This window comes from Alsobacter sp. R-9 (assembly GCF_054612375.1).
In genome coordinates, this window is sequence record NZ_JBTSWJ010000002.1 from 472,460 (window position 1) to 487,797 (window position 15,338).

The 15,338-nt window shown below is 70.9% G+C and carries 13 protein-coding genes; 8 read left to right on the forward strand and 5 right to left on the reverse strand.

All coding sequences use genetic code 11. The annotated features are described in order from the left end of the window. Positions 1-46: 46 nt before the first annotated feature. Positions 47-1,087, reverse strand: a complete 1,041-nt coding sequence (locus ACX9GQ_RS04910) for an HpcH/HpaI aldolase/citrate lyase family protein (protein ID WP_459628418.1) — start codon at positions 1,085-1,087, stop codon at positions 47-49. A gap of 87 nt (positions 1,088-1,174) precedes the next feature. Beyond that, positions 1,175-2,086, reverse strand: a complete 912-nt coding sequence (locus tag ACX9GQ_RS04915) for a lysophospholipid acyltransferase family protein (protein ID WP_459628419.1) — start codon at positions 2,084-2,086, stop codon at positions 1,175-1,177. 210 nt (positions 2,087-2,296) lie between these two features. Here ACX9GQ_RS04915 and ACX9GQ_RS04920 point away from each other — a divergent pair, with 210 nt between their 5' ends. Next, on the forward strand, positions 2,297-3,259 hold the full coding sequence (locus tag ACX9GQ_RS04920) for an AEC family transporter (RefSeq protein WP_459628420.1): 963 nt from the start codon (positions 2,297-2,299) through the stop codon (positions 3,257-3,259). 3 nt (positions 3,260-3,262) lie between these two features. Here ACX9GQ_RS04920 and ACX9GQ_RS04925 read toward each other — a convergent pair whose 3' ends face one another. Continuing rightward, a complete protein-coding gene (locus tag ACX9GQ_RS04925) occupies positions 3,263-4,429 on the reverse strand; it encodes a UbiH/UbiF family hydroxylase (protein WP_459628421.1) in 1,167 nt (388 codons plus the stop codon). Positions 4,430-4,859: 430 nt separating this feature from the next. Here ACX9GQ_RS04925 and ACX9GQ_RS04930 point away from each other — a divergent pair, with 430 nt between their 5' ends. Next, entirely contained in the window at positions 4,860-5,702 is an 843-nt protein-coding gene (locus ACX9GQ_RS04930; RefSeq protein WP_459628422.1) for a DUF2182 domain-containing protein, read from the forward strand. Positions 5,703-5,846: 144 nt separating this feature from the next. Then, positions 5,847-6,584 (forward strand): CDP-alcohol phosphatidyltransferase family protein, encoded by a 738-nt coding sequence (locus ACX9GQ_RS04935; protein WP_459628423.1) that lies wholly within the window; start codon positions 5,847-5,849, stop codon positions 6,582-6,584. A gap of 4 nt (positions 6,585-6,588) precedes the next feature. On the opposite strand, the gene ACX9GQ_RS04940 is transcribed toward ACX9GQ_RS04935, so the two are convergent. Next, entirely contained in the window at positions 6,589-8,292 is a 1,704-nt protein-coding gene (locus ACX9GQ_RS04940) for a SulP family inorganic anion transporter (protein ID WP_459628539.1), read from the reverse strand. Between the two features lie 148 nt (positions 8,293-8,440). On the opposite strand from ACX9GQ_RS04940, the gene ACX9GQ_RS04945 reads away from it, so the two are divergent. The 5 genes from ACX9GQ_RS04945 to ACX9GQ_RS04965 all read left to right on the forward strand — a co-directional run bounded on the left by ACX9GQ_RS04945 (position 8,441) and on the right by ACX9GQ_RS04965 (position 14,411). Continuing rightward, a complete protein-coding gene (locus tag ACX9GQ_RS04945; protein ID WP_459628424.1) occupies positions 8,441-9,412 on the forward strand; it encodes a quinone oxidoreductase family protein in 972 nt (323 codons plus the stop codon). Positions 9,413-9,704: 292 nt separating this feature from the next. Further along, positions 9,705-11,252 (forward strand): ABC transporter ATP-binding protein, encoded by a 1,548-nt coding sequence (locus ACX9GQ_RS04950; RefSeq protein WP_459628425.1) that lies wholly within the window; start codon positions 9,705-9,707, stop codon positions 11,250-11,252. Continuing rightward, entirely contained in the window at positions 11,242-12,306 is a 1,065-nt protein-coding gene (locus ACX9GQ_RS04955; protein ID WP_459628426.1) for an ABC transporter permease, read from the forward strand. Before ACX9GQ_RS04950 ends, ACX9GQ_RS04955 begins: the two co-directional genes overlap by 11 nt. Position 12,307: 1 nt before the next feature. Then, positions 12,308-13,222 carry an ABC transporter permease gene (locus ACX9GQ_RS04960; RefSeq protein ID WP_459628427.1) on the forward strand — a complete coding sequence of 305 codons (915 nt, stop codon included), beginning with the start codon at positions 12,308-12,310 and terminating at the stop codon, positions 13,220-13,222. A gap of 118 nt (positions 13,223-13,340) precedes the next feature. Beyond that, positions 13,341-14,411: a BMP family ABC transporter substrate-binding protein gene (locus ACX9GQ_RS04965; protein WP_459628428.1), complete on the forward strand. Its 1,071-nt coding sequence runs from the start codon at positions 13,341-13,343 to the stop codon at positions 14,409-14,411. Between the two features lie 203 nt (positions 14,412-14,614). On the opposite strand, the gene ACX9GQ_RS04970 is transcribed toward ACX9GQ_RS04965, so the two are convergent. Next, positions 14,615-15,298 (reverse strand): CatB-related O-acetyltransferase, encoded by a 684-nt coding sequence (locus ACX9GQ_RS04970; protein ID WP_459628429.1) that lies wholly within the window; start codon positions 15,296-15,298, stop codon positions 14,615-14,617. Between the last annotated feature and the right edge of the window lie 40 nt (positions 15,299-15,338).

Sequence of the window (15,338 nt, forward strand, 5' to 3'; positions counted from 1 at the left end):
TTGAGCATGGCCTTAAGCAGAGGCTGCACATGCTAAATCCGACAACCTAAAGCTTGTAAAGAGATGCCAGCTCGGGGTCCTTTGCCGACACGATCCGGGCAAGGTCGACAATCACCTTCGCCTGCTTCCACGTGGCGTCGTCCTGCATCTTTCCATCGATCATCACGGCGCCGCTGCCGTCGGGCATCGCCTCGAGGATGCGGCGGGCGAAGGCGACCTCGCCGGGATCCGGGCTGAACACGGCCTTGGCCACCGGAATCTGCGAGGGGTGCAGCGTCCACGCGCCGGCGCAGCCGAGCAGGAAGGCGTTGCGGAACTGGGCCTCGCAGGCGACCGGGTCGGAGAAGTCGCCGAACGGACCGTAGAAGGCCTTGAGGCCATTGGCCGCACAGGCGTCGACCATCCGTGCGATGGTGTAGTGCCACAAATCCTGCTGGGCGACCGCCCGCTCGCGGCCCTCCACCGGGTCGGCGATGACCTTGTAGTCGGGATGCCCGCCGCCGACGCGCGTCGTCTTCATGGCGCGGGAGGCGGCGAGGTCGGCCGGGCCGAGGCTCATGCCGTGCATGCGCGGCGAGGCGGCGGCGATCTCGTCGACGTTCTTCACGCCCTCGGCAGTCTCGAGGATGGCGTGGATGAGGATCGGCTTCTTCAGCCCGTGGCGCGCCTCCAGCTGCGCGAGCAGCTGGTCGAGGTAGTGGATGTCCCACACCCCCTCGACCTTGGGCAGCATCACGACGTCGAGCTTGTCTCCCACCTCGCCGACGATGCGGATGACGTCGTCGAGCATCCAGGGGCTGTTCAGCGCGTTGATTCGCGTCCACAGGCCGGTCGAGCCGAAGTCTGTGGCCTTCGCCATGGCGATGAAGCCGTCGCGGGCGGCCTCCTTGGCGTCGGCCGGGATCGCGTCCTCGAGGTTGCCGAGCACCACGTCGACCTGCGCGACGAGTTCGGGGACCTTGGCGCGGACCTTCTCCAGATGCGGCGGGACGAAGTGGATCATGCGCTCGAGCCGCACGGGAAGCTCGCGCCAGGGCGCCGGGGCGCCGATGGCCAGGGGCTTGAACATGTTGCGGGCGAGCTTCATCGGGACCTCCGTCGGCGCAGTGCTGCGGTGCAATATGGAGCAGGGCGCGGGGGCTGCCTAGCAAGGCTTATGACGGAGGGGAGGGCCTCAGCCCCAGCGGCGGTGGCCCCACATCCACTGCTCGGGCCGCTCGCGAATCCAGCGCTCGAAGACGGCGTGGAGCGCCGCCGTCGTCGCCTCGACGTCGGCCGACCGGTCGGCCGTCTGGCGCACGGGGACCTCCTCCGCCTCCACCGCGAAGCGCGCCCCGTCCAGCCGGATGACACGGACTGCGACGAGCGGGACGCCCTGGCTGCGGGCGATCAGCGCCGGGAAGGGGTTCGTCGGCGCCGGCCGGCCGAAGAAGGGCACCGCGATGCCCTTGTGCTCGCGCAGGTCCGCCAGCACCGCCAGCGTGCCGCCCCCGCGCAGGATGCGCATCAGGCGGAAGACCGTCTCGTGCCCCTTGGTGAAGAGGCCGAGGGGATAGAAGGGGGCGCGCATGCCGGTGACGGTGGCGTCGACCAGCGGGTTCTTCAGCGACTGGTAGACGCCGGCGATCGGGATGCCGGCCTTGCGGGCGGCGAGCGCGGCGACCTCCCAGTTGCCGCTGTGCATCGAGGCGAGCACCATCGAGCCGGCGCGCATGCGCCCCAGCAGGGCCGGGTCGATGCGCAGGTCGATCCGGTCCGGGTCGGCGGCGAGGACGTCGAGCTGGAAGGCCTCGGCGAAGGTGCGGCCGAGCACGGTCCACATGCCGGCGAGGATGCGGGCCCGTTCGTCCGGCCCGAGCTCCGGGATGGACGCGGCGAGGTTGCGGTCCGCCCGGCGGTGGCGGCGCAGCCACGGGGCGACGACGCGCCAGATGGCGCCCGACAGGGCCGAGGACGCGTCGAGCGGGAGGGACCGGAAGACGGCGGCGACGATGCGGAAGCCCACGTCCTCGAGGCGCGTCAGCAGCGGCGGGCCCGGCGGCCGGGCCACCCGGCTGCCGCCGTCCTGTTGGGTCTCGCTGCTCACCCGCCCTGGCCCGTCCCGTTGCCGCTCGTCCGCCGTCGCGGTTCGCTAGCACGACGGTCGCCGTGACGAAAGGCGGGGGTCTGGTGTGCCCGCCGCTCGGTTGACGGGGCGGATGGCGCGCTTTAGCAGCGCGGGGCGGCCCCGGAACGAGCCGCGCGCCGCCCGGCCAATCCGGGTCCGACACACCGCCCCGCCGCCACAGAGCCCCGCGTGACCAGCGTCCTGTCCCTCGCGATGCCGTTCTTCGGCCTGATCGCCCTCGGCTTCGCCTGCGGCAAGCTGATGCGCTATCCGGAGGCGGGCCTGCAGTGGATGAACTTCTTCATCGTCTACCTCGCGCTGCCGGCGCTGTTCTTCAAGCTCATCTCGGCGACGCCGTTCGAGCAGCTCGGCAACTGGCCCTACGTGGTGGGCACGACGCTGTGCACCTACGTCGCCTTCGCGGTGGCGTTCACCATCGGCACGCTGGCGACGCAGGGACGGCTGCGGGAGGCGACGATCCAGGGCGTGATCGGCTCCTATTCGAACATCGGCTACATGGGCCCGGGCCTGACGATCGCGGCGCTGGGGCAGGAGGCCATCGTCCCGACCGCGCTGATTTTCGTGTTCGACAACATCCTGCTGTTCACGCTGACGCCGTTCCTCATGGCGCTGGGCAGCGAGACGAAGCTGAACATCGGCGAGACGGCCTGGTACGTGGTGAAGCGGGTGGTCACCCACCCCTTCAACGTCGCGACGGCCGTGGCGGTGGCGGCCGCCTACGTCCAGTACGCGCCCCCGGCGCCGGTCGACGCGATGCTGAACTTTCTGAAGAACGCCGCAGCGCCCTGCGCGCTGTTCACGATGGGAGTCACCGTGGCGCTGAGGCCGGTGCGCAAGGTGCCGTGGGAACTGCCGCCGCTGCTTTTCGTGAAGCTGGTGATGCACCCGCTGCTCGTGTGGGTGGTGCTGTCATGGATCGGCAATTTCGAGCGCGAGTGGATGTTCACCGCCATCCTGATGGCGTCTCTGCCGCCGGCGCTGAACGTGTTCGTGCTCGCCAACCAGTATCAGGTCTATGTCGAGCGGGCCTCGACGGCGGTGCTGGTGGGCACGGTGGTGTCGGTCTTCACCGTGACGTGGCTGCTCTACGCCATCAGCCACGACGTGCTGCGCTACGACCTTTTCCCGTGACGCTCAGGCGCTGGCGCCGAGCCCCTGCCGCATCACGAAGCGACGCAGCGGCGTGATCGCGGAGAGGGCCATGAGCCCCACGCCCCGGGCGGCGTCGACCGGCAGGAAGCCCGCGAGCAGCGAGCGGTTCAGCGCGTCCACCGCCATGGTGCGGGTGCGGACGTCGCCGCGGCGTGCGCCGTCGTAGGCCTCCATCCGGCGGGGTTCGCCCGGGTCGCCTGCCGCCGGCCCGAGGGCCTTCGCCAGGGCGGCGACGTCGCGCAGGCCGAGATTGAGCCCCTGCGCGCCGATGGGCGGGAAGACGTGGGCGGCCTCGCCGACGAGCGCGGCGCGGCCGGCGGCGAAGCGGTCCACCGAGAGGCCTCCCATGGGCACGACGCCGCGCGGGCCGTCGAGCCGCATGCCGCCGAGCATGGACTTCGCCTGCCGCTCGACCTCGCGGGCGAAGGCCTCCTCCGGCAGGGCGACGAGTTCCTCGGCGCGCGCCGGCGCCGTGAGCCAGACGAGGCTGGAGCGCCGGCCTTCCAGCGGCACCAGCGTGAAGGGGCCCTGCCGCGTGTGGAACTCGGTCGAGGTGTCCCGGTGCGGCCGGTCGTGGGCGAGAATCGCCGTGACCGCCGACTGGTCGTAGCTCCACGTCTTCGTGGCGATGCCCGCCGCCTCGCGGACGCCGGAATGGCGCCCGTCGGCGCCGACGACGAGGGCCACGTCCAGGGTGCGGCCGCCCGCGAGGGCCAGCGTCGCGCCGCCCGGCTCGAAGGACAGCGTCTCGACGGTGTCGTCCACCAGTTCCAGCCCCGCCGTGGCGCGGGCGGTCTCCGCGATGGCACGCACCAGCGTCACGCTCTCCACGTTGTAGCCGAACGCGTCGAGGTCGAGCTCGGTCGCGTGGAAGGTGACGGGCGGGGCCCGCAGCAGGGAGCCGGTGTCGTCGATGATGCAGAGGCTGGCGAGCGGCGAGGCATGCGGGGCGACGCACTCCCAGGCGCCGATGGAGCGCAGGAATTCGACGCTGCCGGCCATCAGCGCGACGGTGCGGCCATCGGCGCGGGCGCCGGTCGGGCCGACGAGGGTGACCGGCCAGCCCTTCTGCGCCAGCGCGATGCCGGCGGCCAGCCCTGCCGCGCCGCCGCCCACGATCCCGATCCTGCCGCTGTCGCGTCCTGCCATGGTGTCCGTCCGCTTCCGTCCTCGTCCCTACCGCGTCCCGCGTCCGCCGCGAAGGGGGCACGCCACTCTATATCCCGGCCACGCGCCGATCCGTGAACCTGTTCTCCTCCCCCTCATGGGACAGGATCAGGGGAGCGCCCCGGCCGGGCGAATGGCGCGGCCAGCCTCCCGTCTCAATGCAACCCCGGCGCGCCCCCCGCCCTCGGTCCCTACCCAAAGGAGGAGGGACGGGCTCGCGACCTTTGCGACCCGTGTCACCGGCCGTCGCGATGCCCGGACGCCGCACGGCCAGGCGGTTCTGCTGTCGGGGACACGTCCCCCGTCTCAAGTCTCGGTTCCATCCTGCAACGTCGGACGCGGATACGGGCTCAGCAGTGATGCGGATTGCGCCCAGCGCGCCGATGTCGCATGGGACGACGAGGAACCCCGCATGTCGCTTGCCCAGACAGGACCCTCCGATGCCGTCCGTCGCCCCGGCCCCGAGGCCGTCGCGGCGGTGTCCGTCGCCGTCCTGACGCTCGCGGCCTGGATGGCGCTCTTCGCCGAGGCGGTGCTGCTGGCGCCCGACGGGGCGACGCCTTTCCTCGAGGCGCTGTGCCGGCCGCTGGGCGCGTCGGGCACAGATCTGCCCTCCGTCCTGCGCGACGTCGGCGTCGCGGCCGGCCTCTGGGCCGTGATGAGCGTCGCCATGATGCTGCCGACCGCGGTGCCAATGGTGTTCGCCTTCGTCGACCAGATGCCGGCAACCCGTCGCCGCGCATCGGCGCCGGTCTTCCTCGTGGCGGGGTACCTCGGCGTCTGGCTCGTCGTGTCCGTCGTCGCGGCGGTCCTCCAGGTGGGGACGGGGCTGGCGCTGCGGGTCGTGCCGCTGCCAGGGCCGCTGCCGTCGATCCTCGCCGGCGTGATGCTGGGCGCGGCCGGGTTCTACCAGTTCAGCGACCGGAAACTCGCCTTCCTGTCGGCGTGCCGGCACCCGTTCCCCGCCGGCATCGCCGACCCGCTGCCCCCGGCGGGGCGGGTCTTCGCGATGGGGGTCGAGCAGGGCCGACGGTGCCTGGGGTGCTGCGGGGCGATGATGGCGACGATGCTCGTCTCCGGCACCATGAACCTCGCCTGGATGGGCGGTTTCGCGGTGCTGATGACGGTGGAGAAGCTTGCCGGGTCCGTCCGGCTGAGCAGGGCGATCGGCATCCTGCTGGTTGCAGCGGGCCTCGCGGTGGCGGTGGCGGGGGTAGGGCCGGAGCGGGTGTGGCAGTGGGCGGTGAGCCGCTGAGGTTGCGGCACCGGTCACGCCGAAACTGCTGGCCTTGCCCGCCGCCGTGATGTTTTATCGCGCGGCGGACGTCCCGCCCGGCGGGAATCCCGAGATCCATCCACGAGCGGGCGCCCGGCCCGCAATCCGGTCGGTAGGCGGAGAGTGACGACAGAACCCGGTGACGCAGGCCCGTCCCGCAAGCCCTTCGGCACGCGTCTTCCTGCCTATCTCGTGCATTTCTTCACCGCGTCCGGCGGCGCGCTGGCGTTCCTATCGCTGTTTTCCGCCATCGACGGGCACTTCGCCACGGCCTTCGCCTGGCTCGGCGTGGCGCTGATCGTCGACGGAGTCGACGGCACCATCGCCCGGGCGCTCCACGTGCGCGACCGCGTGCCGAACATCTCCGGCGACGTGCTGGACCTCGTGATCGACTTCACGACCTACGTCTTCGTGCCGGCGGCGATCCTGGTCTTCTGCGAACTGTGGCCCCGGCCGCTGGCGATGGCGTGGGGCATCATCGTCATCGTCTCCGCGGCGCTCTATTTCGCCGACCTGCGCATGAAGACGCCGGACAACTGGTTCGCCGGCTTCCCGGCGGTGTGGAACGTCGTGGTCTTCTACCTCGTCGTCTATCAGCCGTCGGCCTTCGTCGCGACGGTGATCATCCTGGCGGCCGCGGTCGGGCAGGCGCTGCCCTTCGTCTTCGTGCACCCGTTCCGCGTCCAGCAGTTCAAGCCGCTGACGCTGGGCATGTGCGTCGTCTGGGCGATTGCGGGCTTCGCCTGCATCGCCGAGGGACTGAAGCCGGACCCGGTGACGAGCGTCGTGCTGCTGGGCTGCGCGGCCTACTTCACGGGGCTCGGCCTGCTGCGGCGCCGGCCCCAGCGCCCGCTCTCCTGACGGCTCAGGACGCGGGCGCCGTTTCCTCCAGCGCGGTCTCGACGTCGACGGCGTAGCGCACGTCGGGCTCGCGCAGGTCGTGCTTGATCAGTTCCGTGCGGACCGCCCGCGGGGCGCCCGCAAGCACCACCTTCGTCCCGCCCTTGTGGGCCTTGCGCACGAAGGCGTGCAGCGACTGGACGCCGGTCGAGTCGATGAAGGGCACCCCGGACAGGTCGAGGATGAAGGTCTGCGGCGTCTGGCCGATGCGGTCGAGGACGGCCGACACCTCCGCCGCCGCGCCGAAGAAGAACGGCCCCGTCATGCGGTAGACCGCGACGCCGTCGCGGCTCAGGGGGCCGGAATAGGGCGTGCGGGCCGCGCCGGCCGTGTCGGCCTGGTCGGTGTCGATGACGCTCGTCTGCGTCTGCACCTCCACGAGCTGCGCCATGCGGTGCATGAACATGACGGCGCCCAGCACCACGCCGACGGCGATGCCCTCGGTGAGGTCGCGGAACACGACCAGCAGGAAGGTGGCGAGAAGCACGACGGAATCACCGCGCGAGCGGCGCAGGATCGCTGCGAACTCGGCCTTCTCGGCCATGTTCCACGACACGACGGCCAGCACGGCGGCGAGAGCGGCCAGCGGGATGTAGGCGGCGAGCGGCGCGGCGACGAGCATCAGCACGAGCAGCGTCGCCGAGTGGATGATGCCCGAGATCGGGCCGCGCGCGCCGGCTCGCACGTTGGTCGCGGTCCGGGCGATGGTGCCCGTGGCGCAGAGGCCGCCGAAGAGGGCGGAGCCGATGTTCGCGAAGCCCTGAGCGACGAGTTCGCAGTTGGAGCGGTGGCGCCGCCCGCTCATGCCGTCGGCCACCACGGCCGAGAGCAGCGACTCGATGCCACCGAGCAGCGCGATGGCGGCGGCGTCGGGCAGCAGGACGGCCATGCGCTCCAGCGACAGCGGCGGCAGGGCGGGCGCCGGCAGGCTCGACGGGATGCCGCCGAACTTCGAGCCGATGGTGGCGACGGGGAGGCCGGCTCCGGCGAGGAGCAGGGCCAGCACGGATGCAACGGCGATGGCGATGAGGAAGCCCGGCCATGCCGGACGGTAGCGCCGCAGGACGAGGATCAGGCCGACCGAGACGGCGGCGACCGCGACGGCCGCGGGCACCGCCGTGCCGAGCGACGCCCAGATCATCTCGACCTTGGGGACGAGCGCCGCCGGCTCGCGTCCCGGGAGGCTGAGGCCGAGGAGGTCGGTAACCTGGCTGGCGAAGATGATGACGGCGATGCCGGACGTGAATCCCACCGTCACCGGGTGCGGGATGTACTTGATGTAGGTGCCGAGCCGCAGGAAGCCGATGGCGAGCAGGAACACGCCGGCCATCATGGTGGCGAGCAGCAGGCCGTCGATTCCGTGGCGCTCGACGACGGAGGCGACCAGCACGATGAAGGCGCCGGCAGGCCCCCCGATCTGGAAGCGGCTGCCGCCCAGCAGCGAGATGAGGAAGCCGCCGACGATGGCGGTGTAGAGCCCCCGGTCCGGCGTCGTGCCGGAGGCCTTGGCGATGGCCATGGAGAGCGGCAGCGCCACCATGGCGACGGTGACGCCGGCGATGAAGTCGGCCCGCAGCGCGGCCCAGCCGTAGCCCTCGCGCAGCACCGTCACGAGCTTCGGGGTGAAGAGCTCCGCGAAGCTCGGCTGCGGCCGCAGCGTCGGTCTCATGTCGTTCATGGCGCAACCCGGGGGAGGGGATTCAGGGCTGATGAATTACACATACAGGCGATGTGAAATTGGATCATGCCAGAAATCGTGCCCGTTGCCGAGTCGGTAAGGCCCCGTAAGATGCGGCCGAATCATCGGGAGGCCGGGCATGGTCAAGGGGATACGCATCCACAAGGTCGGAGGGCCGGAGGCCCTGTCCTACGAGGAGTTCGACCTGCCGCCGCCGGGGCCGGGCGTGGTGCGGATGCGCAACCGCGCCATCGGCCTCAACTTCATCGAGGTCTATTTCCGCAACGGCCTCTACCCGACGCAGACGCCCTTCGTGCCGGGCGGTGAGTCGGCGGGCGACATCGTGGCCGTCGGGCCGGGCGTGAAGGGCTTCAAGGTCGGCGACCGGGTGGCGCTGGCCGCCGGGTTCGGCGCCTACGCCACCGAACGCAACGTCTCGACGAACTTCCTCGTGAAGATTCCCGACGCCGTGTCCTACGAGACCGCGGCGGCGATGATGCTCAAGGGCCTGACGGTGCAGTACCTCGTGCGGCGCACCTACAAGGTGAAGCCCGGCGACGTCTGCCTGCTGCACGCCGCCGCGGGCGGCGTCGGCCTCATCGCCAGCCAGTGGCTGAAGCACCTCGGCGCCACCGTCATCGGCACCGTGGGCGACAAGGCGAAGGGGCGGCTGGCGAAGAAGCACGGCTGCGACCACGTCATCCTCTACCGCGAGGAGGACTGGGTGAAGCGCGTCGCCGAGCTCACCGGCGGCAGGAAGTGCGACGTGGTCTATGACGGAGTCGGCAAGGCCACCTATCCGGGCTCGCTCGACTGCCTGAAGCCCTTCGGCCTTTTCGTCAGCTTCGGCAACGCCTCGGGCGCCATCGACAACTTCAACATCCTGCACCTGTCGCAGAAGGGCTCGCTCTACGCGACGCGGCCGACGCTGTTCACGCACATGGCCGACCGCAAGGTGCTGAACGCGATGGCGAAGGACCTTTTCGATGTCGTCGTCAGCGGCGCCGTGAAGATTCCCGTGCGGGCGAGGTTCAAGCTCAAGGACGTCGCTGACGCCCACCGGGCGCTGGAGGCGCGCGAGACGACGGGGGCCACGGTCCTCGTTCCTTGAGGCGTCGCGAGGCGCCGCATCCGGCCGGCCCCTCATCCGGCGCTGCGCGCCACCTTCTCCCCGCCTGCGGGGAGAAGGGAAGGGCGCCGACCTCCCAGCTGGTGGGGACGTGCTCGCAGGGGTGCTGACGCGGAGGCTGTCCCCGCCGTCGGAAAAGAGGTGGACGACGCCGGAGACCGCTCGCAATCGGCGAGCGTTTCAGGCGAAACTCTGCGCTTCGGGGGACGGCCGGCCGCGGTCATGATCGGTGCGGGCGGGAGCGTGCGCGGCCCCCGCCGGGAGGGGGAGCGCAGTGGCCAGCGATGAAGCGTCGGCAACCGGGGGCGAGCCGCTCGTCTCGCTGCGGGGAATCGTCAAGCGGTTCGGCACCCTGACGGCGAACGACCACGTCGACCTCGACGTGCGCGCGGGCGAGATCCACGCGCTCCTGGGCGAGAACGGTGCCGGCAAGTCGACGCTGGTGAAGATCCTCTACGGGCTGCTCCAGCCCAACGAGGGCGAGATCCGCTGGGAGGGCCGGCCGGTCGAGCTGCCGCGGCCGGACGCGGCGGCGGCGCTGGGCATCGGCATGGTGTTCCAGCACTTCTCGCTCTTCGACAACCTGACCGTGGCCGAGAACATCGCCGTCGCCCTGCCGCCGGGCGAGGACCTGCGCAACCTCGACGCGCGCATCGCGGCCGTCGGCCAGCGCTACGGGCTGGCGCTCGATCCGGGCCGGCCCGTGTGGACGCTGTCGGCGGGCGAGCGCCAGCGCATCGAGATCGTCCGGGCGCTGCTGCGCCAGCCGAAGCTGCTGATCCTCGACGAGCCGACCTCGGTGCTGACGCCGCAGGAGGCGGACGTGCTGTTCGGGACGCTGGAGACGCTCGCGAAGGGCGGCTGCGGGCTGCTCTACATCACCCACCGGCTGGAGGAGGTACGGCGGCTCTGCGACCGCGCCACCATCCTGCGCGGCGGCAAGGTCGTCGCCGCCTGCGACCCGCGGCGCGAGACCGTGGCGACGCTCGCAGGCCTGATGGTGGGCTCCGAGGTCGCGGAGGTGCGGCCGGCCGCGGCACACGCCACTGGGCCGGTGCGCTTCGAACTGCGGCGCCTGACCATGGCTTCGCCGGACCTGCACGGGGTCGACCTCGTCGAGGTGTCGCTCGCGGTGCGCGGCGGCGAGATCGTCGGCATCGCCGGGGTCGCCGGCAACGGGCAGGCAGAGCTCTTCGCGGCGATGTCGGGCGAGGTCGAGGCGGATCGCGACGACGCCGTGCTGATCAACGGCACGCCGGTCGGCCGCACCGGCATCGACGGGCGCCGGCGGATGCGGGCAGGGTTCATTCCGGAGGAGCGCAACGGCCACGCGGCGGCCCCACGGCTGACGCTGTCGGAGAACGTCGTCCTGTCGCGCCATGCCGACGGCATCGCCCGCGGCGGCCTCGTCGACCTCGCGGCGGCGCGGGAGGCGGCGGCGGCGATCATCAAGGCGTTCGACGTGCGCAAGGGCAAGGTGGACCCGCCGGCGGGCACGCTGTCGGGCGGCAACCTGCAGAAGTTCGTGGTGGGGCGCGACATCCTGCGCGAGCCGGGCGTGCTGGTCGTCAACCAGCCGACATGGGGCGTCGATCCCGGCGCGACCGCGACGATCCGGCAGGCGCTGATCGACCTCGCGGCGCGCGGCAGCGCCGTCGTCGTCATCAGCCAGGACCTCGACGAAATCTACGCCATCGCCGACCGGATCGCCGTGATCCACGACGGCCACCTGTCGGAGGCGCATCCGGCGCGCTCGATCGGGCGCGAGGAGATCGGCCTGCTGATGGCCGGCAGCGGCCAGGGGGCGACCCATGCGGCTTGAGATCCTGCCGCGCACGGACGTCTCGCCGGTCGCCCGGCTGCTGTCGCCGCTCGCAGCGCTGGCCGCCGCCATCCTGATCGGCGGGATCATCGTGGCGCTGATGGGCCGTTCGCCGATGGCGGCGCTGCAGGTCTACTTCATCGAGCCGCTGACCGAGGAATGGGCGCAGCAGGAACTCGTCATCAAGGCGACGCCTCTGCTCATCATCGCCGTCGGGCTCTCGTTCTGTTTCCGCGCCAACCTGTGGAACATCGGCGCGGAAGGCCAGTTCATCGCAGGCGCGCTGGCCGGCAGCCTGCTGCCGCTGTGGCTGCACGGCACGGAGGCGGGCTGGTGGGTGATCCCGGCGAGCCTCATCATGGGCGCGGTCGGCGGGATGGCGCTGGCGCTGGTGCCGGCGATGCTCAGGGTGACGTTCGGCGTCAGCGAGATCCTGACGAGCCTGATGCTCGTCTACGTGGCCGACCTGACGCTCGACTACCTCGTGCGCGGGCCGTGGCGCGATCCCAAGGGCTTCAACTTCCCGCAGACGGTGACTTTCGACTGGACGCTGCCCTACATCGCCGAGGGCGGGCGCCTGCACGCGGGCGTGCTGATCGCGCCGCTGGTGGCACTGGCGGCGTGGTTCGTGATGAACCGGACGCTGTTCGGATTTGGCATTCGGGTGGCGGGGGAATCGCCCAAGGCGGCGCGCTTCGCCGGCTTCGACGCCAAGAGAATGGTGGTCGCCGCGTTCCTGATCTCCGGCGGGCTCGCCGGCCTCGCCGGCATGATCGAGGTGCTGGGGCAGATCCACCAGCTCAAGCCGGGCATCTCGCCGGGCTACGGCTTCACGGCCATCACCGTGGCGTTCCTCGGCCGGCTACACCCGCTCGGCATGATCTTCGGCGCGCTGGTCGTGGCGGTGACGGTGATCGGCGGGGAGAACGCGCAGATCGCGCTCAAGCTGCCGCTCGACCTGACGCGGGTGTTCCAGGGGGTGCTGCTGATGTGCGTGCTGGCGGCGGACGCGCTCGTGTCCTACCGCGTGCGGATCGTCGGGGGAGGGCGCTGAGATGGGTGTCTGGGAAGCCGTCCTCATCACCGTCATCACCGCCGCGACGCCGCTGCTGATCGCCGGCATGGGAGAACTCGTGGTCGAGCGGTCGGGCGTCCTCAACCTCGGGCTGGAGGGGATGATGGCGGTCGGCGCCGCCTGCGGCTTCGCGGCGGCGATCCTCAGCGGCTCCACGATCGTCGGCGTGACGGCCGCCATCGCGGCGGGGGTGGCGCTCTCCGCCGTCTTCGCGCTGCTGGTGCTCGGGCTCGCCACCAACCAGGTGGCGACGGGGCTGGCGCTGACGATCCTCGGGCTCGGCCTGTCCGGCCTCATCGGCGCCGGCTTCGTCGGCACGCAGCGCGACGCGGTGCCGTCGATCTTCATTCCCGGCCTGACGAACCTGCCGGGCGGGCACGTGCTCTTCGGGCAGAACCCATTCGTCTACGTGTCGCTGGCGCTGGCCTTCGGCACGCTGTGGTTCCTCAACCGCAGCCGGGCGGGCCTGACGCTGCGCTCGGTGGGCGAGAACCACGTCTCCGCGCATTCGCTCGGCCTGCCGGTGCTGAAGGTGCGCCTGCTGGCGATCCTCTTCGGCGGCGCCTGCGCGGGGCTCGCGGGGGCCTACCTCTCGCTCGTCTACACGCCGTTCTGGTCGCCCGGCATGACGGCCGGGCGCGGCTGGATCGCGCTGGCGCTGGTGGTGTTCGCCACGTGGCGGCCGCTGCGGCTTCTCTTCGGCGCCTACCTCTTCGGCGGCGCCACCGTGCTGCAGCTGCACGCGCAGGCGGCCTCCATCGGCGTGCCGGCGCAGCTGCTCTCGGCCTTTCCCTACCTCGCGACCATCGTGGCGCTGGTGGCGATGTCGATCGGCGGGCGGCGGGCGGGCTATGCACCGGGTTCTCTCGGGACCCCTTTTGTCCCCGACCGCTGATCTCTATCGTGCGCTGCAACGCCGGGAGGGACGGGCCGGCGCCACCGATCAAGGGACTGCGCCGCGGGTGGGCACGGCGCGGTTCCGAAAACCAAGAAGCCCCGCAGTGGAGAACAGGATGCGTCACATACTGAAGGCCGCGGCGATCGCCGCGCTGGCCGCCGGCCTTGCCGGGCCGGCTTCGGCCCAGGAGAAGCTGAAGATCGGCTTCATCTATGTCGGCCCGGTCGGCGACTTCGGCTGGAGCTACCAGCACAACCAGGGCCGCCTCGCCATCGAGAAGGCCTTCCCGGGCAAGGTGGAGACGACCTACCTCGAGAACGTGCCGGAGGCCGACAGCGAGCGCTCCATCGAGCAGCTCGCCCGCACCGGTCACAAGCTCATCTTCACCACCTCGTTCGGCTACATGGAGCCGACGCTGAAGGTGGCGAAGAAGTACCCGAACGTCATGTTCGAGCACGCCACCGGCTACAAGCGCGACAAGAACCTCGCCACCTACTCGGCCAAGTTCCACGAGGGCCGCTACGTCATCGGCCAGATCGCCGGCAAGATGACGAAGTCGAACATCCTGGGCTACGTCGCCTCGTTCCCGATCCCGGAGGTCGTGGCGGGCATCAACGCCTACTACCTCGGCGCGCTCTCGGTGAACCCGAACGTCAAGGTGAAGGTGGTGTGGGCGAACACCTGGTTCGACCCGGGCAAGGAGGCGGACGCCGCCAAGGCGCTGCTGGCGCAGGGCGCCGACGTCATCTCCCAGCACACCGACAGCCCGGCGCCGCAGCAGCAGGCCGAGGCCGCCGGCAAGATGGGCTTCGGCCAGGCGTCGGACATGATCAAGTTCGCGCCCAAGGCGCAGCTCACCGCCATCGTCGACTACTGGGACGCCTACTACATCGAGCGCGTGCGCCTGATGCTGGAGGGCAAGTGGGCTTCGAAGGACACGTGGGGCGGGTTCGCCGAGGACATGGTCCACATGGCGCCCTTCACCAACATGCCCGACGACGTGAAGAAGATGGCCGAGGCCACCCAGGCCGCCATCAAGGCCGGCACGCTGAACCCGTTCAAGTGCCCCGTCTTCGACCAGGACGGCAAGGAAGTGCCCTGCAAGGGCAACGGCGCGCTGTCCGACGAGCAGGTCGTCGGCATGAACTTCTACGTGAAGGGCATCGACGACAAGCTGCCGAAGTAAGGCGGTGATCGCGGGGCCCCCCGTCCTTCGGGCCGGGGGGCCTTTTTCGTTTCGAAGGTCTTCCGCCGTCATCCCCGGCGACCGGCGCAGCCGGTCGGGAAGGGGATCCAGACGGCGGTGGATAAGGGCTGGATCCCCTTCCCGGTTCGCTGCGCGAACCGCCGGGGATGACGCCGGGTGTTTTCTCGCAGGCGGCGTTTCGCCTACCGCCGCACCTCGACCACGGCCCCCGCCAGCGGCTGAACCGCGCCGCGGGCGACGAGGTCCTCCATGCGCGACACGGTCGCGGCGGGATCCGACCACGACAGGCCGGCGGCGTCGGGAGCGCCGGGCCAGTCGTAGTCCCACCACTGCAGGGCGGTGAGGCGCTGGCGCAGCACGTCGTCGAAGCGGTGGCGGACGAGGCGGGCGGGGTTGCCGACGACGATGGCGAAGGGCTCGACGTCCTTCGTCACGACGGACCCCATGCCGACGACCGCGCCGGCGCCGATTTTGACGCCGGGGAGCACCTTCACATGCGCCCCGAGCCAGACGTCGGGCCCGATCGTGACACGCTCGCCATTGCGGTCGAACGGGGCGGGGGGCCAGGCCTGCGGCCCGAACACGCCGTCGTAGAAGGCCGGCGAGGTCGAGACGTGGTCGAGCGGATGGTTCGACCCGCCCACCGCCACGTTGTTGCCGACGCTGCAGTAGCGCCCGACATCGGCGAAGAGGAGGTGGGCGTAGGGCGCGGCGTAGCTGTAGCTGCCGAAGGTGCAGTCGCGCACGGCCACGTTGTTGAAGAGCACGACCTTGCGCTCGAAGCGCACCGTGCCGTCGAGACGGGCGGTGGGGTTCACGGTGACGCCGAAGGCGGCGAGTTGGTCCAGACCCTGCGTCTGCGCCATTTGCCGGCTGATGCTCCGCCCCTCGTGCCGTGCAGCCTAG